The sequence below is a fragment of the Pseudomonas sp. FP1154 genome (assembly GCF_030687245.1).
In the GTDB taxonomy this organism is placed as follows: Bacteria; Pseudomonadota; Gammaproteobacteria; order Pseudomonadales; family Pseudomonadaceae; genus Aquipseudomonas; species Aquipseudomonas rhizophila.
The window spans coordinates 4,901,894-4,921,746 of record NZ_CP117465.1 but is presented as its reverse complement, the minus strand read 5'-3'; the positions used below and the strand labels follow the sequence as shown (position 1 = coordinate 4,921,746).

The 19,853-nt window shown below is 59.5% G+C and carries 20 protein-coding genes; 15 read left to right on the top strand and 5 right to left on the bottom strand.

Going from position 1 to position 19,853, the window contains the following annotated elements; translation table 11 throughout:
- The 4 genes from doeB (at window position 1) to PSH91_RS22030 (ending at window position 4,676) form a co-directional block, all read left to right on the top strand.
- Complete coding sequence (gene doeB, locus PSH91_RS22045) at window positions 1–1,002, top strand: N(2)-acetyl-L-2,4-diaminobutanoate deacetylase DoeB (RefSeq protein ID WP_305466771.1); 1,002 nt, start codon at window positions 1–3, stop codon at window positions 1,000–1,002.
- A gap of 195 nt (window positions 1,003–1,197) precedes the next feature.
- Window positions 1,198–1,677 carry an Lrp/AsnC family transcriptional regulator gene (locus PSH91_RS22040; RefSeq protein WP_047228584.1) on the top strand — a complete coding sequence of 160 codons (480 nt, stop codon included), beginning with the start codon at window positions 1,198–1,200 and terminating at the stop codon, window positions 1,675–1,677.
- A gap of 129 nt (window positions 1,678–1,806) precedes the next feature.
- Window positions 1,807–3,294, top strand: coding sequence for an NAD-dependent succinate-semialdehyde dehydrogenase (locus PSH91_RS22035; RefSeq protein ID WP_305466769.1), 1,488 nt, complete (start codon window positions 1,807–1,809; stop codon window positions 3,292–3,294).
- On the top strand, window positions 3,291–4,676 hold the full coding sequence (locus PSH91_RS22030) for an aspartate aminotransferase family protein (protein ID WP_305466767.1): 1,386 nt from the start codon (window positions 3,291–3,293) through the stop codon (window positions 4,674–4,676). Before PSH91_RS22035 ends, PSH91_RS22030 begins: the two co-directional genes overlap by 4 nt.
- A 241-nt stretch (window positions 4,677–4,917) precedes the next feature.
- Here the strand turns inward: PSH91_RS22030 and PSH91_RS22025 are convergent, their stop codons facing one another.
- Window positions 4,918–5,355 carry a YhcB family protein gene (locus PSH91_RS22025; RefSeq protein WP_047228581.1) on the bottom strand — a complete coding sequence of 146 codons (438 nt, stop codon included), beginning with the start codon at window positions 5,353–5,355 and terminating at the stop codon, window positions 4,918–4,920.
- A gap of 148 nt (window positions 5,356–5,503) precedes the next feature.
- Here PSH91_RS22025 and PSH91_RS22020 point away from each other — a divergent pair, with 148 nt between their 5' ends.
- The 3 genes from PSH91_RS22020 (at window position 5,504) to zapE (ending at window position 8,708) form a co-directional block, all read left to right on the top strand.
- On the top strand, window positions 5,504–6,133 hold the full coding sequence (locus PSH91_RS22020) for an alpha/beta hydrolase (protein ID WP_047228580.1): 630 nt from the start codon (window positions 5,504–5,506) through the stop codon (window positions 6,131–6,133).
- A 24-nt stretch (window positions 6,134–6,157) separates the two neighbouring features.
- Window positions 6,158–7,513: a tryptophan--tRNA ligase gene (locus PSH91_RS22015; RefSeq protein WP_076383602.1), complete on the top strand. Its 1,356-nt coding sequence runs from the start codon at window positions 6,158–6,160 to the stop codon at window positions 7,511–7,513.
- Between the two features lie 100 nt (window positions 7,514–7,613).
- Window positions 7,614–8,708 carry a cell division protein ZapE gene (gene zapE, locus PSH91_RS22010; protein WP_047228578.1) on the top strand — a complete coding sequence of 365 codons (1,095 nt, stop codon included), beginning with the start codon at window positions 7,614–7,616 and terminating at the stop codon, window positions 8,706–8,708.
- Between the two features lie 189 nt (window positions 8,709–8,897).
- Here zapE and PSH91_RS22005 read toward each other — a convergent pair whose 3' ends face one another.
- Complete coding sequence (locus tag PSH91_RS22005; protein ID WP_172833813.1) at window positions 8,898–9,794, bottom strand: GlxA family transcriptional regulator; 897 nt, start codon at window positions 9,792–9,794, stop codon at window positions 8,898–8,900.
- A gap of 245 nt (window positions 9,795–10,039) precedes the next feature.
- Here PSH91_RS22005 and PSH91_RS22000 point away from each other — a divergent pair, with 245 nt between their 5' ends.
- Complete coding sequence (locus tag PSH91_RS22000) at window positions 10,040–11,176, top strand: acyl-CoA dehydrogenase family protein (RefSeq protein WP_281459858.1); 1,137 nt, start codon at window positions 10,040–10,042, stop codon at window positions 11,174–11,176.
- 133 nt (window positions 11,177–11,309) lie between these two features.
- Here the strand turns inward: PSH91_RS22000 and PSH91_RS21995 are convergent, their stop codons facing one another.
- On the bottom strand, window positions 11,310–12,350 hold the full coding sequence (locus tag PSH91_RS21995; RefSeq protein WP_047228575.1) for an NADP(H)-dependent aldo-keto reductase: 1,041 nt from the start codon (window positions 12,348–12,350) through the stop codon (window positions 11,310–11,312).
- 245 nt (window positions 12,351–12,595) lie between these two features.
- Here PSH91_RS21995 and rplM point away from each other — a divergent pair, with 245 nt between their 5' ends.
- From rplM to PSH91_RS21960, 7 genes are all read left to right on the top strand, one after another.
- Entirely contained in the window at window positions 12,596–13,024 is a 429-nt protein-coding gene (gene rplM, locus PSH91_RS21990; protein ID WP_003205365.1) for a 50S ribosomal protein L13, read from the top strand.
- Between the two features lie 14 nt (window positions 13,025–13,038).
- Complete coding sequence (gene rpsI / locus PSH91_RS21985; protein WP_003205364.1) at window positions 13,039–13,431, top strand: 30S ribosomal protein S9; 393 nt, start codon at window positions 13,039–13,041, stop codon at window positions 13,429–13,431.
- A gap of 256 nt (window positions 13,432–13,687) precedes the next feature.
- Window positions 13,688–14,281: a ubiquinol-cytochrome c reductase iron-sulfur subunit gene (petA, locus tag PSH91_RS21980; protein ID WP_047228574.1), complete on the top strand. Its 594-nt coding sequence runs from the start codon at window positions 13,688–13,690 to the stop codon at window positions 14,279–14,281.
- Window positions 14,281–15,492, top strand: a complete 1,212-nt coding sequence (locus PSH91_RS21975; RefSeq protein WP_047228573.1) for a cytochrome bc complex cytochrome b subunit — start codon at window positions 14,281–14,283, stop codon at window positions 15,490–15,492. The genes petA and PSH91_RS21975 overlap by 1 nt, the downstream gene beginning before the upstream one ends.
- Entirely contained in the window at window positions 15,492–16,274 is a 783-nt protein-coding gene (locus PSH91_RS21970; RefSeq protein ID WP_047228572.1) for a cytochrome c1, read from the top strand. The genes PSH91_RS21975 and PSH91_RS21970 overlap by 1 nt, the downstream gene beginning before the upstream one ends.
- Before the next feature lie 149 nt (window positions 16,275–16,423).
- Window positions 16,424–17,041 carry a glutathione S-transferase N-terminal domain-containing protein gene (locus PSH91_RS21965; protein WP_047228571.1) on the top strand — a complete coding sequence of 206 codons (618 nt, stop codon included), beginning with the start codon at window positions 16,424–16,426 and terminating at the stop codon, window positions 17,039–17,041.
- Window positions 17,042–17,057: 16 nt separating this feature from the next.
- Window positions 17,058–17,471 (top strand): ClpXP protease specificity-enhancing factor, encoded by a 414-nt coding sequence (locus PSH91_RS21960; protein WP_305466763.1) that lies wholly within the window; start codon window positions 17,058–17,060, stop codon window positions 17,469–17,471.
- Window positions 17,472–18,586: 1,115 nt separating this feature from the next.
- Here PSH91_RS21960 and PSH91_RS21955 read toward each other — a convergent pair.
- Both PSH91_RS21955 and PSH91_RS21950 read right to left on the bottom strand, forming a co-directional pair.
- Window positions 18,587–19,165, bottom strand: a complete 579-nt coding sequence (locus PSH91_RS21955) for a BON domain-containing protein (RefSeq protein WP_047228807.1) — start codon at window positions 19,163–19,165, stop codon at window positions 18,587–18,589.
- Window positions 19,162–19,755 (bottom strand): phosphoheptose isomerase, encoded by a 594-nt coding sequence (locus tag PSH91_RS21950; protein WP_007928463.1) that lies wholly within the window; start codon window positions 19,753–19,755, stop codon window positions 19,162–19,164. Before PSH91_RS21950 ends, PSH91_RS21955 begins: the two co-directional genes overlap by 4 nt.
- Between the last annotated feature and the right edge of the window lie 98 nt (window positions 19,756–19,853).

Below are 19,853 nucleotides of genomic sequence, written 5' to 3'. Positions count from 1 at the left end.
ATGACTGACTTGCCTGCCAATCCCATCAGCGCCACGGTCGATTTCACCCGCGAGGGCGTACAGCACGGTTTCCTCAAACTGCCGTACTCGCGAGACGATTCGGCCTGGGGCGCGGTGATGATTCCCATCACCGTGATCCAGCGCGGCAGCGGCCCGACGGCGTTGCTCAGTGGTGGCAACCACGGCGATGAGTACGAAGGCCCGGTAGCCCTGAGCAAGCTGGCACAACGGTTGACCGCGCAAGAGGTGAGCGGAAGGGTGATTATCGTGCCGTTCATGAACACCCCGGCGTTCCATGCCGCACGCCGGACTTCGCCCATCGACAAGGGCAATCTCAACCGCAGTTTTCCCGGCAAGCCGGACGGTACCGTCACTGAGAAAATCGCCGATTACTTCAACCGTACATTGCTGCCTTTGGCCGACATCGTCCTGGACATCCACTCCGGTGGCCGGACCCTGGACTTCCTGCCGTTCGCCGCCTGCCACGTGTTGCCGGACAAGCAGCAACAGGCCCGTTGCGAGGCGGGGATGCTGGCGTTCAATGCGCCGTATTGCATGCGCATGCTGGAACTGGACGCCGGGGCGATGTACGACACTGCCGCCGAATCCCAGGGCAAGGTGTTTGTCACCACCGAACTGGGCGGTGGCGGCTCATCGACGGCCCGCAGCGTGGCGATTGCCGAGCGCGGTGTACGCAATCTGCTGATCCACGCCGGCATCCTGCGCGGCGAAATCGAGCTACAGCCGTCGATGGTGCTCGACATGCCCGATGCCAGTTGCTTCATCGCCAGCGAACACGACGGCCTGCTGGAAATGTGCCGCGACCTGGGAGAACACGTGACCCTGGGCGAGGTGGTGGCGCGTATCTACGACGCCACTCGCAGCGGCGTCGCCCCCATCGAATACCGCGCCGCCCGCAGCGGACTGCTGGCGGCCCGGCACTTTCCGGGGCTGGTGCAGTGTGGCGATACCTTGGCAGTGATTGCGGATGTGTTGGCGTGAGTCGGGTTGGGCACTGAACTTGTGGCGAGGGGATTTATCCCCGCTGGGTTGCGCAGCGACCCTACAACCTGACACTTCGGTATGGCAGACAGATTGAGTCAGTAACTTGGGGGCTGCTTCGCAACCCAGCGGGGATAAATCCCCTCGCCACAATTGATGTATGCCTTGAGTTTTTAATCACCGGGAGCCCGGCCCATGCACAAACTCGACCGCTATGACCTCAAGATCCTGCAGATCCTCGCGGAGGATGGACGGATCACCAAGTCGAGTCTGGCCGAGGCGATCAACCTTTCGGTGACGCCGGCCTGGGAGCGGGTGCGCAAGCTGGAAATGGCAGGGCTGATCACCGGCTATCGGGCGCAGATCGACTGGGGCGCGGTGTTCAAGCGTCAACAGGTGCTAGTGGAAATCACCCTGGCCCGACACACCGCCCAGGACATGCGTCGCTTCGAGCAGCGCATGGCCACCGCCCCGCAAGTCGCGTTCTGTTACGCCACCGGTGGCGGGGTGGATTACCTGGCGATGATCCAGTCTCCGGATATCGATCACTACCAGCGCTTTGTCGATCAACTGCTGCTCGAAGACCTCGGCATCGAGCGCTATTTCACCTACATCGTCACCAAAACCATCAAGACCGGCGGCGCCTTGCCGGCGGAGTTGGCACCGTTAACCTGAGCACCGCAGAAATCACTTTTACAGCCCCTTGTTTCAGAAAAAACCAAGCAATGACCTACGGCAAACACCCGATTATCCAAGTGCCGCTGCCCTAGCATGGTTTCACGCACACGGTCTGGAGTGAACGTCATGACTTATCAACATCCGCTGCTGTTCAAAGCGCTTTGCTACATCGACGGCCAGTGGGTCCACAGCGACAGCGGCCAGAGCATTGCCGTGCACAATCCCGCCACCCGCACGGTGATCGGCCATGTGCCGATGCTCGATCAGCCGCAGATTGTCGCGGCGGTGGACGCGGCCCAGCAAGCATTCCCCGCGTGGCGTGAACAGAGCCTGGATGCCCGGGGCGAGATTCTACGACGCTGGGCGGCGTTGATCGTCGAACACAGTGAAGACCTGGCGCGCATCCTCAGCCTGGAGCAGGGCAAATCCCTGGCCGAATCCCGCGGCGAAATCGCCTATGCCGCAAGCTTCATTCCCTGGTTCGCCGAAGAAGCTCGGCGCTTGTACGGGCAGAATATCCCCAGCCACATTCCCAACGCCCACCTGGGCACCCTCAAGGAACCGGTGGGCGTCTGCGCGCTGCTCACGCCGTGGAATTTTCCGTCGGCGATGATCACCCGCAAGGCCGCCGCTGCCCTGGCTGCCGGTTGCACCGTGGTCATCAAACCGGCCCACGAAACGCCGTACTCGGCTTTGGCCTTGGCGCAATTGGCCGAGGAGGCGGGTTTTCCTGCCGGGGTCTTCAACGTGGTGTTGGGTGAGCCGCAGGTGACCATGGAAACCCTGGTCAAGGATCGCCGTGTCCGCTCAGTGAGTTTCACCGGCTCGACTCGGGTCGGCAAACTGGTGCTGCAAGCCGCCGCCCATGATGTGAAGAAAGTCGCCCTGGAGTTGGGCGGCAACGCGCCTTTCATTGTCTGCGCCGATGCTGACCTGGCGCTGGCGGTAAAAGTCGCCGTGGAGGCGAAGTTCCAGACCTCGGGCCAGGATTGCTGCGCGGCGAACCGGATCATGGTCCAGCGCCCGGTTTATCAGGCGTTCCTCAGCCGTTTCGCCGCGGCGGTTCGGGCGTTGCGGGTCGGCCCGGCCATGGTCGATCAGCAGGAGCAGGATGTGGATATTGGCCCGTTGATGCACCAGGCTGCATTCGACGTAACTGCCGACCGGGTCGCCGATGCGCTGGCCCTTGGCGCCCAGCGCCTGGTCGGTGGCGAGGCCCATGCCTTGGGCGGGTTGTTCTACCAGCCAACGGTGCTGGCTGATGTCACGCCGCAGATGCGCATCTACCGCGAAGAAAATTTCGCGCCCATCGCCGGGGTGATGCCGTTCGACACCCTGGATGAAGCCATCGAAATGGCCAACGACACCGAATACGGTCTGGCAGCCTATATTTGCTCCAACCGCCTGGACCTCATTTACCCACTGATTCGCCGTCTCGACCACGCCATGGTCGCGGTCAACGGCGTCAAGTTCACCGGCCATCCGATCCCCTTCGGTGGCATGAAAGCCTCGGGCCTTGGTCGCGAGGGTGGCAGCGAGGGCTTCGAGCCCTTCGTCGAAACCAAATACTTTTGCCTGCACCATCAAGGCCAGTTCCCAGGAGAATCCGCATGAGCCAGGAATTCAACACGCTGTTCGAACAAGACCGTGCGCATTTCATGCACCCCTCGACCCACGCCCACGACCACGCCAGCGGTGCGCTCAAGGGCCGGATCATCAAGAGCGCAGCGGGCATCCGCATTCGCGACCATGAAGGCCGTGACTTCATCGACGCCTTTGCCGGCCTCTACTGCGTGAACATCGGCTACGGCCGCACCGAAGTGGCCGATGCCATCTACAAGCAGGCCAAGGAACTGGCCTACTACCACACCTACGTCGGCCACTCGAGCGAGGCGATCATCGAACTGTCCAGTCGCATCATGGACTGGGCACCGGAAGGGATGAAAAAGGTCTACTACGGCCTGTCCGGTTCCGATGCCAACGAAACCCAGGTCAAACTGGTGCGTTACTACAACAACGTGCTGGGCCGGCCGCAGAAGAAGAAAATCATCTCTCGCGATCGTGGCTACCATGGTTCGGGCATCATGACCGGCAGCCTGACTGGGCTGGCGACCTTCTACCAGCATTTCGACCTGCCGGTGGAAGGGGTCAAGCACACCGTGTGCCCCCATTGGTATCGCAAGGCCCCGGCGAGCATGGACGAAGGCACGTTCGTACGCTACTGCGCCGATGAGCTGGAAAAAATGATCCTGGCTGAAGGGCCGGACACCGTGGCGGCGTTCATTGGTGAGCCTTTGATGGGCACGGGCGGGATCATTGTTCCGCCGGCCGGTTATTGGGACGCGATCCAGGCGGTGCTGAAAAAGTATGACGTGTTGCTGATTGCCGATGAAGTGGTCTGCGCCTTCGGTCGCCTGGGCTCGAAGATGGGCAGCCAGCGCTACGGCATGAAGCCGGACCTGATAACCACCGCCAAAGGCCTGACCAGCGCGTATGCACCGTTGTCGGCGGTGATCATCGGGGAAAAGGTCTGGAGTGTGATTGAAAAAGCCTCCCAGACCGAAGGCGCCATGGGGCACGGCTGGACCTATTCAGGGCATCCGATCTGCGCGGCGGCGGCACTGGCCAACCTCGACATTCTCGAGCGGGAAAACCTCACCGCCAACGCCGAGGATGTCGGCGGCTACCTGAACCGCCGGCTGCGTGAGAGCCTCGAAGGCCATCCGCTGGTGGGTGAAGTGCGCGGTGATGGCATGCTTGCGGCGGTGGAGTTCATGGCTGATCGCGAGCAGCGCAGCGCTTTTGATCCGGCGCTGAAAGTCGGCCCCAGGGTCTCGGCCGCTTGCCTGGAACGCGGCATGATCGCCCGCGCCATGCCCCACGGCGACATCCTGGGCTTCGCCCCGCCGCTGATCCTGACCCGCGAAGAGGCGGACCTGATCGTCGACATCACCAAAGGGGCTATCGATCAGGTGGCGGGTGAAGTGTTGGGGTGAGGGCAGGGTGGCGCAGAACCTGTGACACCAGCTCCCACAGGAGATGGGTGCGGGCACAGACTTTGTGAACACCCCAATCAAAACTGTGGGAGCGAGCCTGCTCGCGAAAGCGGTGTGTCTGAAACGGTGATGCTGGATGTGCCGCCGACATCGCGAGCAGGCTCGCTCCCACAAGGCGTCGGAGTCAAAAAAAGCCCGCCCGATCATGCGATCGGGCGGGCTTTTGGGTGTCGCTTGGAGATTACTTCTTCAAACCGTAATGCTCATCGAGCATGCCGGGTGAATTGGGGGCCTTGGGGGCGTAGTCCCGGGGCGGTTCCTGGACCTCTTTTGGCGGGGTCAGGCGTTCCCGTGGCGTCTGCGCCGCATCAGCGTGCAGGGCGGCCAGCAGGCGTTGGCGAGTCTGCTCGTCGAGGGCCAGGCGATTGGCACCCTCGGACAAATGATCCTGGACGTCCTGGTAGCTCTGAGTGAGTTTTTTCACCAGAGAAGCGGTGCTGTTGAAGTGAGTGACCACTTCATTCTGATAACTGTCGAAACGTTCCTGAATGTCGTCCAGCTGACGTTGCGTGCTGTTAGGCACCGCATTGGGCAGCAGTCGGGCAAGCAGGAATCCAATGGCGACACCGGCAACCAGGGCAAGAGTCGGCAACAGCCAAACTAAGAGCGAGTGTTCCACGAGTCCTTCCTCTATAAACGGCTTTGCTTTACGTTAACGGCTCGGACCTGCGCTGTATACCGCGAAGAACATCGCAATCATGCCAGGCACAGACTTTTAGCTAGACGAGTCGACCCTATTCGGGGTCACGGAGTTCTTTCCCTTGCTTATGCGCGAAACCCCTGTAGTCATTGATGGCCCCGTGGGCCAACTGGAAGCCTTGTACCTGGACAGCGAAGCGCCCCGTGGCCTGGCGCTGATCTGCCACCCCAACCCGGTGCAGGGCGGGACCATGCTCAACAAAGTCGTCTCGACCTTGCAACGCACTGCCCGTGATGCTGGCCTGGTTACGTTGCGTTTCAATTATCGCGGGGTCGGCGCCAGTGCCGGCAGCCATGACATGGGCACCGGCGAAGTCGACGACGCCCAGGCTGCAGCCGATTGGTTGCGGGAAAAATACCCGCAACTGCCGCTCACCCTGTTCGGTTTCTCGTTTGGCGGCTTCGTTGCCGCAAGCCTTGGCGGACGTCTGGAAGCCCAGGGCCAGCCACCCAAGCACCTGTTCATGGTGGCCCCGGCGGTGATGCGCCTGGACGCGCAATCGCCCTTGCCGATGAGCGGCGAGTTGACCGTGATCCAGCCGGAAACCGACGAAGTGGTCGACCCCCAGCTGGTTTACCAATGGTCGGACGCGCTCCAGCGCCCCCATGAGCTGCTGAAAGTGGCAGAATGCGGGCACTTTTTCCATGGCAAGCTGACCGATCTCAAGGATCTGCTCCTGCCGCGCCTCTCGAATTGACAGCAGTCTGACAAGCGATAACCCATGACGACTCGTACCCGCATCCTGACCGGCATCACCACCACCGGCACCCCGCACCTGGGCAACTACGCCGGCGCTATCCGTCCGGCGATCCTCGCCAGCCGCGACAGCAACGCCGATTCGTTCTATTTCCTGGCCGACTACCACGCCTTGATCAAATGCGATGACCCGTTGCGCATCCAGCGCTCGCGCCTGGAAATCGCAGCGACCTGGCTTGCCGGTGGCCTGGACGTGGACCGCGTGACCTTCTATCGCCAGTCCGACATTCCCGAAATTCCGGAACTGACCTGGCTGCTGACCTGCGTCGCCGCCAAGGGGCTGCTCAATCGCGCCCACGCCTACAAGGCGTCGGTGGACAAAAACGTCGAGGCCGGCGAAGACCCGGACGCCGGCATCACCATGGGGCTGTACAGCTACCCGGTGCTGATGGCCGCGGACATCCTGATGTTCAACGCCCACAAGGTGCCGGTCGGTCGCGACCAGATCCAGCACGTGGAAATGGCCCGCGACATCGGCCAGCGCTTCAACCATCTGTTCGGCCAGGGCAAGGAGTTTTTCACCATGCCCGAGGCGCTGATCGAGGAGAGCGTCGCCACCCTGCCGGGCCTTGATGGCCGCAAGATGTCCAAGAGCTACGACAACACCATCCCGTTGTTCAGCAGCGCCAAGGACATGAAGGACGCGATCTCGCGGATCGTCACCGACTCCCGCGCACCGGGCGAAGCCAAGGATCCGGACAACTCCCACCTGTTCACCTTGTTCCAGGCCTTCGCCACGTCAGCGCAGTCCGACGAGTTCCGCAGCGAACTGCTGCAGGGCCTGGGTTGGGGCGAAGCCAAGAACCGCCTGTTCCAATTGCTCGACAGTGAACTGGGCGAGTCCCGCGAACGTTATCACCAGTTGATCGAACGCCCGGCGGACCTTGAAGACATCCTGCAACTGGGCGCGAAAAAAGCCCGGGCCGTGGCCACACCGTTCCTCAACGAACTGCGCGAAGCCGTCGGCCTGCGTTCGTTTGTCAGCCAGGTTCAGGTGGCGACCAGCACGAAAAAGAAAGTGGCCAAAGCCGCACGTTTTGTGAGCTTTCGCGAGGACGACGGCAGTTTCCGCTTCCGTCTGCTGGCCGCCGATGGCGAGCAATTGGTGTTGTCGCGCAATTTTGCCGATGGCAAGACCGCGGGCCAGGTCACCAAGCAACTGCAAGCCGGCCAGCCACTGGACGTGCGCAGCGACGAGCTGAGCTTCAGTGTCTGGCTTGACGGCGCCTGTGTGGCCGACAGTCCGGCCTTTGCGGACAGCGCCGCTCGGGATGCTGCCATCGAGGCTTTGCGCGTGGCCCTGACGCCAGTTCAGGACTGAACCGGGGCTATTCCGACCATCGGCTCGAATAAGGGCCGATTGCCATTCCCGCGGGCCGTCGCTACAGTGACGGCCCGTTTTTGTTGCCTTGCTAACGAATATGACGCCCCTAGAACGATATCAAGCTGATCTGAAACGCCCGGAGTTCTTCCACGACGCAGCCCAGGAAACGGCAGTGCGGCATTTGCAGCGCCTGTACGACGATCTGGTCGCCGCGTCGAACAACAAGCCGGGCTTGTTGGGCAAACTGTTCGGCAAGAAGGATCAGGTCCCGGTCAAGGGCCTGTATTTCTGGGGCGGTGTCGGCCGTGGTAAAACCTACCTGGTCGACACCTTCTTCGAGGCGTTGCCGTTCAAGGAGAAGACACGGACGCACTTCCACCGCTTCATGAAGCGTGTGCATGAAGAAATGAAGACGCTGGGCGGCGAGAAGAACCCGCTGACCATCATCGCCAAGCGGTTCTCCGACGAGACCCGGGTGATCTGCTTCGATGAGTTTTTCGTTTCCGACATCACCGACGCCATGATTCTCGGCACCTTGATGGAGGAGTTGTTCAAGAACGGCGTGACTTTGGTCGCCACCTCGAACATCGTGCCGGACGGCCTTTACAAGGACGGCCTGCAACGCGCGCGCTTCCTGCCGGCCATTGCGCTGATCAAGGAACACACCGACATCGTCAACGTCGACAGCGGTGTGGATTATCGCCTGCGTCACCTGGAGCAGGCGGAGCTGTTTCACTTCCCCCTGGACGCCGCAGCTGAAGAAAGCCTGCGCAAGAGCTTCCGGGCCCTGACGCCGGAATGCACCCAGGCGGTCGAAAATGATGTGTTGGTCATCGAGAATCGCCAGATCCGCGCCGTGCGGACCTGCGATGACGTGGCCTGGTTCGACTTTCGTGAACTGTGCGATGGCCCTCGTAGCCAGAACGACTACATCGAGCTGGGCAAGATCTTCCACGCGGTACTGCTCAGCAACGTGGAGCAAATGAGCGTCACCACCGACGACATTGCCCGCCGGTTCATCAACATGGTCGACGAGTTCTACGACCGTAACGTGAAGCTGATCATTTCGGCCGAAGTCGAACTCAAGGATCTCTACACCGGCGGTCGCCTGACCTTTGAGTTCCAGCGAACCTTGAGTCGGTTGCTGGAAATGCAATCACACGAATTCCTGGCGCGGGCGCATAAGCCGTAATCCGGTTCGGATAAAAAAGGCCTGCAATTGCAGGCCTTTTTTGTGCGTGCGAGATCAACGGCGCACCGCATAACGTTGTGGGAGCGAGCCTGCTCGCGATAGCGGTGTATCAGTCAACATCAATGCTGGCTGCCACACCGCTATCGCGAGCAGGCTCGCTCCCACATTGGACTGTATTCAACCCTTGATTCACGCCGCCTGCTGAAATTGCTGTCGATACTGGTTCGGCGATAACTCGGTATGTTGGCGGAACAGCCGTGCGAAGAAGCTTGCATCGTCGTAGCCGACTTCATAGCTGATGGTCTTGATGCTTTTGCGGCTGCCGGACAACAAGCCCTTGGCGGTTTCTATACGCAGCCGTTGCAGGTAATGCAGCGGTTTGTCCCCCGTGGCGGTCTGGAAGCGGCGCATGAAGTTGCGGATGCTCATACCGTGCTCCCGAGCGACGTCCTCAAAGCGGAACTTGTCGGCGAAGTGTTCTTCGAGCCAGTGCTGGATCTGCAGGATGATCACATCCTGATGCAGTTTCTGGCCCCCGAAACCGATTCTTCCCGGTGAGTAGCTGCGCTGCACTTCATAGAGAATGTCTCGTGCCACGGCCTGGGCCACGTTGGCGCCGCAGAACCGTTCGATGAGGTAGATATAGAGGTCGCAGGCCGAGGTCGTGCCGCCGGCGCAGAACAGGTTGTCGGCGTCGGTCAGGTGCTTGTCCTGGTTCAGGTGGACCTGGGGGAAGCGCTCCTTGAAGGCGTTGAAGAACCGCCAGTACGTGGTGGCTTCCTTGCCATCGAGCAGCCCGGCCTCGGCCAGCCAGAACACCCCGGTCGCCTCGCCGCAGAGCACTGCGCCACGGGCATGCTGTTCCCGCAGCCAGGGCAGGACCTGCGGGTAACGTTGGCAGAGGGTGCCGAAATCATCCCAAAAAGCCGGGAGGATGATCACATCGGTATTTTCCAGGCCGCCGTCCACCGGCATGATCACGTCGCTGAAGCTGTTCACCGGTTTGCCGTCGGGACTGACCAGCCGGGTTTCGAACGCCGGTGTCAGGCCGTGGCCCAGTTGTTTGCCGTAGCGCAGGCTGGCCAGGTGGAAAAAATCCTTGGCTTGCATGAGGGTGGAAGCGAAAACCCGGTCGATAGCCAGGATGCTGACGCGCCGCAAAGGCGTGGAGACGTGTTTGGACATAATTGATCTTTATTTTTATAGGGGAAAGTGGTCACCAGACGGCTGGATCGTCTTATTTTTTGTCGGATGTGTCCAGTGTCCTGTCATCCCCCGCAGGCTTAGGCTCTGTTGGATAACCCCATCGAACAATAATGCAAAGGTGTCCCATGATCCCCAGAACCCTGTTCAGTTCCGAACACGAACTGTTTCGCGACAGCGTACGAACCTTCCTCGAAAAAGAAGCGGTGCCGTACCACAGCCAGTGGGAAAAGCAGGGGCATGTGGATCGTCAGCTGTGGAACAAGGCGGGGGAGGCGGGGATGTTGTGCTCGCATCTGCCAGAGGCTTATGGCGGGCTGGATGCCGATTTTCTCTACAGCACCGTGGTGATTGAAGAAATTGGAAGGCTGGGGCTGACGGGCATCGGCTTCTCGCTGCACTCCGACATCGTTGCGCCCTACATCCTGCACTACGGCAGTGAAGCGCTGAAACACAAGTACCTGCCCAAACTGGTGTCTGGTGAGATGGTCACGGCCATCGCTATGACCGAGCCGGGCGCCGGTTCCGACCTGCAAGGCGTGAAGACCACGGCGGTGCTGGAGGGTGATGAGTACATCATCAACGGCTCGAAGACCTTTATCACCAACGGCTTTCTGGCCGATCTGGTGATTGTGGTTGCCAAGACCGATCCGAAAGCAGGCGCCAAGGGCACCAGTCTGTTCCTGGTGGAGGCGGGTACGCCTGGCTTCGAAAAAGGCAAGCGTCTGGAGAAGGTCGGGATGAAGGCTCAGGACACTTCGGAACTGTTCTTCCAGGATGTTCGCGTACCCAGGGAAAACCTGCTGGGGCAGGCCGGGATGGGCTTTGCCTACCTGATGCAGGAACTGCCCCAGGAGCGCCTGACGGTGGCTATTGGCGGCCTGGCGTCGGCCGAAGCGGCGCTGCAATGGACGCTGGACTACACCCGCGAGCGCAAGGCTTTTGGTAAATCCATCGCGGACTTCCAGAACACCCGGTTCAAACTGGCGGAAATGGCGACCGAGATCCAGATCGGTCGGGTTTTCGTCGACCGCTGCCTGGAACTGCATCTGCAAGGCAAGCTCGACGTGCCGACGGCGGCGATGGCCAAGTACTGGGGCACCGACCTGCAGTGCAAGGTGCTCGACGAATGCGTGCAGCTGCATGGCGGCTACGGGTTCATGTGGGAATACCCGGTCGCCCGGGCGTGGGCCGACGCGCGGGTGCAGCGCATCTATGCCGGGACCAATGAAATCATGAAGGAAATTATTGCGCGGTCGCTTTGATGTCGTAGTGACTGTTAGACCGCTATCGCGAGCAGGCTCGCTCCCACATGGGCTCTGTGTCGATCACAATGTTGTGGTCAGACATAAATCCAATGTGGGAGCGAGCCTGCTCGCGATGGGGGCTATGAACTGATCAAGGCGCCGGGTTCGGCTGATCCTTGTGAATCGCCTCGATCCCCGCCAGCACTTCATCGGACAGCTTCAGGTCGAAGCTGGCGATGTTGCTGTCCAGTTGCTCCAGCGTGGTGGCGCCAATGATGTTGCTGGTCACGAATGGTTGTCGGGTAACGAAGGCCAGGGCCATCTGTGCCGGGTCCAGGCCGTGTTCCCGCGCCAGGGCCACATAACGACTGCATGCGGCTTCCGATTGTGGATTGAAATAGCGCATGAAGCGGCTGTAGAGCGTCAGGCGGCCCTTGGCTGGCCGTGCGCCGCCTTCATACTTGCCCGACAGGAAACCGAACGCTAATGGCGAGTAAGCCAGCAGGCCACACTGTTCGCGGATGGCGATTTCCGAAAGCCCGATCTCGAAACTGCGGTTGAGCAGGTTGTAGGGGTTCTGGATCGACACTGCCCGCGGCCAGCCACGGGCTTCGGCCAGGGCGAGGAACTTCATGGTGCCCCACGGCGTTTCGTTGGACAGGCCGATGTGGCGGATCTTGCCGGCCCGGACCTGCTCGTCCAGGGCCTCGAGGGTTTCCTCCAGCGGGGTGAAATCTTCGTCGGCCTTGTGCTGGTAGCCCAACTGGCCGAAGAAATTGGTGCTGCGTTCCGGCCAGTGCAGTTGGTAGAGATCGATCCAGTCGGTCTGCAGGCGCTTGAGGCTGGCGTCCACCGCTTCGACGATATGGCGGCGGTTGTGCTTGAGGTTTTTGTCGCGGATGTAGTCGATGGTGTTGCCGGGGCCCGCGATCTTGCTCGCCAGGATCCAGTCGGCACGGTCGCCGCGGCTCTTGAAATAATTGCCGATGTAGCGCTCGGTGGTGGCGTAGGTCTCGGCCTTCGGCGGTACCGGATACATCTCGGCGGTGTCGATGAAATTGATCCCGGCACCCTTGGCGCGTTCGATCTGGGCGAAGGCCTCGGCCTCGCTGTTCTGCTCACCCCAGGTCATGGTTCCGAGGCACAGGGCGCTCACGTTTAGATCGGTACGGCCTAGCTGGCGATAATCCATCGGGAACTCCTTGGGCAAAACAATCATAAAAGCAGGTTGAATTATTTTTCGCAATCTGCATAATTGCGCACCTCTTTCTGCAGTGGAAGTGATGCGCCGCCGCCGAAGAATCTTGCCGTTGAACGGACGCGCCGACCCGAGCCCCCGAAAGCGTCTGTATCCGGCTGCCTTTGACTTGTCAAAGTACGCACTATTCAGTAAGATCCGCCGTCTAATTTACAGGGCGGCCCCTGAGGCTATAAAGAATGAAAACTTTTACTGCTAAACCGGAAACAGTAAAGCGCGACTGGTTTGTCGTCGACGCTGCTGGTCAGACCCTGGGTCGTCTGGCCACCGAAATCGCGAGCCGTCTGCGTGGCAAGCACAAGCCTGAGTACACCCCTCACGTCGACACCGGTGACTACATCGTCGTCATCAACGCTGAGCAAGTACGTGTTACTGGCGCTAAAACCACTGACAAAATGTACTACTCCCACTCCGGTTTTCCTGGCGGCATCAAGTCGATCAACTTCGAAAAGCTGATCGCCAAAGCCCCTGAGCGCGTGATCGAGACCGCGGTTAAAGGCATGCTGCCTAAAAACCCACTGGGTCGCGACATGTATCGTAAGCTGAAGGTTTATGCGGGCGCTGCTCACCCTCATACTGCTCAGCAGCCCCAAGAACTGAAGTTTTAACGGAATAGTTCATTATGTCGGCGACTCAAAATTACGGCACTGGCCGTCGCAAGACTGCAACCGCACGCGTTTTCCTGCGTCCGGGCACTGGTAACATCTCCATCAACAACCGCTCCCTGGATAACTTCTTCGGCCGCGAAACTGCCCGCATGGTAGTTCGTCAGCCGCTGGAACTGACCGAGACCGTCGAAAAATTCGACATCTACGTCACTGTTATCGGTGGTGGTGTAAGTGGTCAGGCTGGCGCAATCCGCCACGGCATCACTCGCGCACTGATGGATTACGACGAAACTCTGCGCGGTGCACTGCGCAAAGCCGGCTTCGTAACTCGCGATGCTCGTGAAGTTGAACGTAAGAAAGTCGGTCTGCGTAAAGCGCGTAAGCGTCCGCAGTACTCGAAGCGTTAATTTCGCTTTCGCGTTCAAAAGGCGCCCAGTTCCTCACGGAGCTGGGCGTTTTTTTATGCGCGAAAGATTTATGCTGTGACAACTTGCCACATCCGTGAAGCCCCTATACTACAAGGCTTGGCGGTTGGGTCGCTTGGTAATTACCTTGTCAGAACTGGGGCTTTTCATTACCATTCGGCAAAATTTTTATAAGTTCAGATTTTTACTTAGTAGACGCCTGATTTAACAGGCCACAAAGCTGATGGGAGAGGACTGAATGAGCAATGACGGCGTGAATGCAGGCCGGCGTCGCTTCCTGGTAGCAGCCACATCCGTGGTGGGTGCTGCAGGAGCGGTGGGGGCTGCGGTCCCGTTCGTGGGGTCATGGTTTCCCAGTGCCAAGGCGAAAGCCGCAGGTGCACCGGTGAAAGTGGATGTCAGCAAGATCGAGCCAGGCCAGCAGATGATTGCTGAGTGGCGCGGTCAGCCGGTGTTCATCGTCCGCCGTACAGAGGAAATCCTGGGGAATCTGAAAAAGATCGAGGGCCAGTTGTCTGACCCTACCTCCAAGAACTCGACGCAACCGACCTATGTCGATCCGGAGACACGCTCGATCAAGCCGCAAGTCCTGCTGCTGATCGGGATTTGTACGCACCTGGGTTGCTCGCCAACGTTCCGTCCTGAGGTAGCCCCTGCCGACTTGGGCAAGGACTGGGTCGGTGGTTATTTCTGCCCTTGCCACGGCTCCCATTACGACCTGGCGGGTCGCGTCTACAAATCGCAGCCTGCACCTCTGAACCTGCCAGTTCCCCCGCATTCCTATGAGACCGACGACATCATTGTCGTTGGCGTCGATACGGAGACAGCGTGATGAGCAAATTCATGGATTGGGTTGATGCGCGCTTTCCCGCGACCAAAATGTGGGAAGACCATCTCAGCAAGTATTACGCTCCGAAAAACTTCAACTTCTTCTACTTCTTTGGCTCCTTGGCATTGCTCGTTCTGGTCAACCAGATCGTCACCGGTGTCTGGCTGACCATGAGTTACACCCCTTCGGCGGAAGAAGCGTTTGCCTCCGTCGAATACATCATGCGTGACGTCGAGTACGGCTCGATCCTGCGTCTGCTGCACTCCACCGGCGCTTCGGCGTTCTTCATCGTGGTTTACCTGCATATGTTCCGTGGTCTGCTCTACGGTTCGTATCAGAAGCCTCGTGAGCTGGTGTGGGTCTTCGGCATGCTGATCTACCTGGCGCTCATGGCGGAAGCCTTCATGGGCTATCTGCTGCCGTGGGGCCAGATGTCCTACTGGGGCGCCCAGGTGATCATCTCGCTGTTCGGTGCAATCCCGGTCATCGGTGATGACCTGACCCAGTGGATTCGCGGTGACTACCTGATCTCGGGCATTACCCTGAACCGCTTCTTCGCCTTGCATGTGGTGGCCCTGCCGATCGTGATCCTCGGTCTGGTGGTGCTGCACATCCTGGCGCTGCACGAAGTCGGCTCGAACAACCCCGATGGCGTGGACATCAAGAAGTACAAGGACGAAAACGGTGTACCGCTGGACGGCATCGCCTTCCACCCGTACTACACCGTCAAAGATATCGTCGGCGTGGTAGTGTTCCTGTTCATCTTCTGCTCCATCGTGTTCTTCTTCCCAGAGATGGGTGGTTACTTCCTCGAGAAGCCTAACTTCGAGCAGGCGAACGCCTTCAAGACCCCTGAGCACATTGCTCCGGTCTGGTACTTCACGCCGTTCTACGCGATTTTGCGGGCGGTTCCGGACAAGCTGCTGGGCGTCATCGCCATGGGTGCAGCGATCGCCGTGCTGTTCGTCCTGCCGTGGCTGGACCGCAGTCCGGTCAAGTCGATGCGCTACAAAGGCTGGCTGAGCAAAATCTGGCTCTGGGTGTTCTGCATCTCGTTCGTGATCCTGGGTGTGCTGGGCGTACTCGCTCCAACGCCGGGCCGGACGCTGCTGTCGCAGGTCTGCACCTTCCTGTACTTCGCCTACTTCATTCTGATGCCGTTCTACACCAGGCTCGAGAAGACCAAACCGGTTCCGGAAAGGGTGACTGGCTGATGAAAAAGCTATTTTCTGTACTGATTCTTGCTGCTATGCCTGTACTGTCCTTTGCGTCCGCATCCGGTGGTCCTGAGCTGGAAAAAGTCGACATCGACGTTTCCGACAAAGCTGCCATGCAGGATGGCGCGCGTACGTTCGCCAACTACTGCATGGGCTGCCACAGCGCCAAGTTCCAGCGTTACGAGCGCGTAGCTGATGACCTGGGCATTCCCCATGAGTTGATGCTCGAGAAGCTGGTGTTCACCGGTGCCAAGCTGGGCGATCACATGAACATCGGTATGCAGCCGGCAGACGCCAAGACCTGGTTCGGGGCTGCACCGCCCGACCTGACCCTGGTGGCACGCGTGCGTGGCACCGACTGGCTCTACGGTTACCTGCGTTCGTTCTATGAGGATCCCGCGCGTCCTTGGGGCGTGAACAACAAGGTCTTCCCGAACGTCGGCATGCCAAACGTTCTGGTCGGCCTGCAGGGTCGTCAGGTGGTAGGCTGCAAACAGGTTCAAATCGTCGAGGACGGCAAGAAGCAGTACGATCCGCTGACCGGCACCGCTTTGACTCACGAAGCCTGCGATCAGCTGACCGTGTTGCCGAACACCGGCAGCCTGACTGAAGAGCAGTTCGACGAGAAGGTCAAGAATCTGGTGACCTTCCTGGCCTACTCGGCCAACCCGGTGAAGCTGGAGCATCAGCGCATCGGTACTTATGTGTTGCTGTATTTGGCGTTCTTCTTCGTATTCGCTTACCTGCTCAAGCGCGAATACTGGAAAGACGTGCATTGATAAAGCTGTAAACCGTTGCTGTTAATCGTGCGCGCCCAAGGGCGTCTCTGGATGTAACGAACCTGGTCCGCCAGGTGTTACGGGAGGCGCCCTTTGGGCGCGCTCGTTTTTCCGTTTTTCGATAATTTCAACAAGCGAGGAGGATCGCCATGGGCGTGACCAATCGGTTGGCCTGTTACTCCGACCCCGCCGACCACTACTCCCACCGGGTACGCATCGTACTGGCAGAGAAGGGTGTCAGCGCCGAGATCATTTACGTCGAAGCGGGCCGTCAGCCGCCGAAGCTGATCGAGGTGAACCCTTACGGCAGCCTGCCCACGCTGGTCGATCGTGACCTGGCATTGTGGGAGTCGACAGTGGTGATGGAATACCTGGATGAGCGTTATCCGCATCCGCCTTTACTGCCGGTATATCCTGTTGCGCGGGCCAACAGCCGTTTGCTGATTCATCGCATCCAGCGTGACTGGTGCGGGTTGGTGGACCTGATCCTGGATTCACGAACCAAAGAACCTGCGCGGGTCGTGGCGCGCAAAGAATTGCGTGAAAGCCTGACTGGCGTATCGCCGCTGTTCATCGACAAGCCATTCTTCCTCAGTGAGGAACAAAGCCTGGTGGATTGCTGCCTATTGCCAATACTCTGGCGTTTGCCGATTCTGGGTATTGAACTGCCGCGGCCTGCCAAGCCGTTGCTTGATTATATGGAGCGCCAATTTGCGCGTGAGGCATTCCAGGCGAGTCTGTCTGGTGTCGAACGTGACATGCGCTAAGGCTTAGGGAGCCGCTATGAACTCCAGTCGACCTTATCTGGTCCGCGCGCTCTATGAGTGGATTGTGGACAACGATTGCACCCCGCACATGCTGGTCAACGCCGAGTATCCATCGGTGCAGGTGCCGCAGGGTTTTGCCAGCGATGGGCAAATTGTCTTGAACGTATCACCGGCCGCCGTGCGTCACCTGCACATGGACAATGATGCGGTCAGTTTCGAGGGACGCTTCGGGGGTGTGCCACACACCCTGTACGTGCCTATCGCCTCGATCCTGGGGATTTATGCCCGGGAGAATGGTCAGGGTATGGTGTTCGAGCTGGAATCGCCGTTGGATGGCGAAGAAGAGTTCGAGGCTGATGATGACCTGCCGCCACCGGATGACGAGCCGCCGCGTCCTAGCGGGCGGCCTAGTTTGAAAGTGGTGAAATAGCTGGCAGATATGTGCCACAAGGCCATGTAGCCACAGGTTGTGTGAAGGCCTGGCAAGTTGGTTTAGAGAATGCCTGTGTCGCGAGATGCGGGCATTTTTTTTGTGTCGTTGGTGGGTGTGTATATCCGTTTCTGCGGTAACGGCTACTTATGGTTCCGCTCTTACAGCGGCTCACTTTTGAGAAGCGCAAAAGTAAGCAAACGCTTCTGCCCCACCACTCGGTGCCTCGCCTAGGCTCGGCATGCCCGAACGAAGGCATTGCTCCGTGGGCCCGCCACGAAGGGCCATCCATGGCCCAGCGCGGCTATCCCGGCATCCATGCCGGGATGCCCACTGCGCAATACCTGCGTTCGGCCAGCGTGGTTTAACGGGGCGTCGAGATCAAGATCAAAAGCAGAGCAAGAGCAAGAGCAAGAGCAAGAGCAAGAGCAAGAGCAAGAGCAAGAGCAAGAGCAAGAGCAAGAGCAAGAGCAAGAGCAAGAGCAAGAGCGGGGTAGATGCCAGTATCTATTTAGCTGAACTACCGCTATCGCGAGCAGGCTCGCTCCCACATTGATTTGTGTGTGCTCACAGTATTTGCAAGCGACACAAAACCTGTGGGAGCGAGCCTGCTCGCGATGACGCCGGTACATCCAAGCATCACTGCAAACTGACCCTCCACTTTCGCGAGCAAGCTCGCTCCCACAGGGGAAACCCGTTCGCTCCAGAACAGGCCGGCTGTCAGGCCGCCTCGTTTTTGATTTTGATCTGGGGCGCCCCGTTAACCACGCTGGCCGAACGCAGGTATTGCGTAGTGGGCACCTCGGCATGGATGCCGAGGTAGCCGCGCTGGGCCATGGATGGCCCTTCGCGGCGGGCCCACGGAGCAATGCCGGAGTGAGGGCATGCCGAGCCTAGGCGAGGCACCGAGTGGTGGGGCAAAGCGCTTTTGGTTACTTTTGGCGCTCTTCCAAAAGTGACCCGCTGTAAGAGCGGAACCATAAGCAGCCGTTACCGCAGCAACGGATATACACACCAATCACCCCCCCCCCCCCAAAAAAAAATGAAGCCAAAAAAAAACGGCGCTTTCCGTCTCGGAAGAAGCGCCGTTTTTCTTGAGCACCTGAAGTTCAGTATCAGTCAATGTACTCAAACAACTTGACGATCTTCTGCACCCCGGAAACCCCTTGCACCAGATTGGTCGCCTGCGCAGCCTCCTGCTTGGTCAGCAGCCCCAGCAGATAGACGATGCCATTCTCAGTCACGACCTTGATGCGCGAGCCGGGAATGCTGGCGTCGGTGAGCATCTGCGTCTTGATCTTGGTAGTCAGCCAGGCATCGTTCTGACGCGCCAGCAACGAGGAAGGTGGCAGGACCTGCAGTTCGTTGTGCACGGTCTTGACCCGCTGCACGGCACTTGCAGCCTGTTCGGCCTTGGCCTTGAGGTCCGCGCGTGGGGTCTGGCCTGCCAGCAGCACGACACCGTTGAAGCTGGTGACGACGATGTGCGAGTTGTTGTCCAGGTCCGGGTCGGCCTTGGCGATGTTCACGCCTGCCTTGGTTTCGATCAACGAATCGTCGATCTTGCTGCCGAAGGTGCGGGTGCCGCGGTCGTCTTCAATCGGCTTTTCCCGGCTGGCGTTAACCACCGATGTGCAGCCGCTGATGCCGAGGCACAGGGTCAGGGCCAGAAGGCCTAGGCGATTAGGGGTCATTCTTCACTCCCGAACAGTTGGCTGTCGATCAAGTCGCAAAGACAATGAATCGCCAGCAGGTGGACTTCCTGAATGCGTGCAGTGACATTGGCCGGTACGCGAATCTCGACGTCCTCAGGCAACAGCAGTGACGCCATGCCGCCGCCATCGCGACCGGTCAATGCTACGACAATCATTTCGCGATCATGTGCGGCCTGGATCGCCTGAATAATATTGGCCGAGTTGCCGCTGGTGGAGATCGCCAGCAACACATCGCCGGGCTGGCCCAAGGCGCGGATCTGTTTGGAGAACACTTCGTTGTAGCTGTAGTCATTGGCGATCGAGGTGATCGTCGAGCTGTCGGTGGTCAATGCAATGGCCGGCAGGCTGGGGCGCTCGCGCTCGAAGCGGTTGAGCAGCTCCGATGAGAAATGCTGGGCGTCGCCGGCAGAACCGCCATTGCCGCACGAAAGCATTTTGCCTTCGTTGAGCAGGGCGTTGACCATCACTTGGCTGGCTTGCTCGATGTGCGGTGCAAGTACGTCCATCGCCTGTTGCTTGGTGTCGATACTGGCCTGAAAAAGCTGGCGAATTCGCGATTGCATGTCCATCTGTGTGACCTTAAGTAGCGCGGCTTATCGGCACAAGCATGTGCGGCGCGCAAAGCAAAGAGCAAAAATTGGGTGAAGGTGTCCGGCTCGGCTCGTCA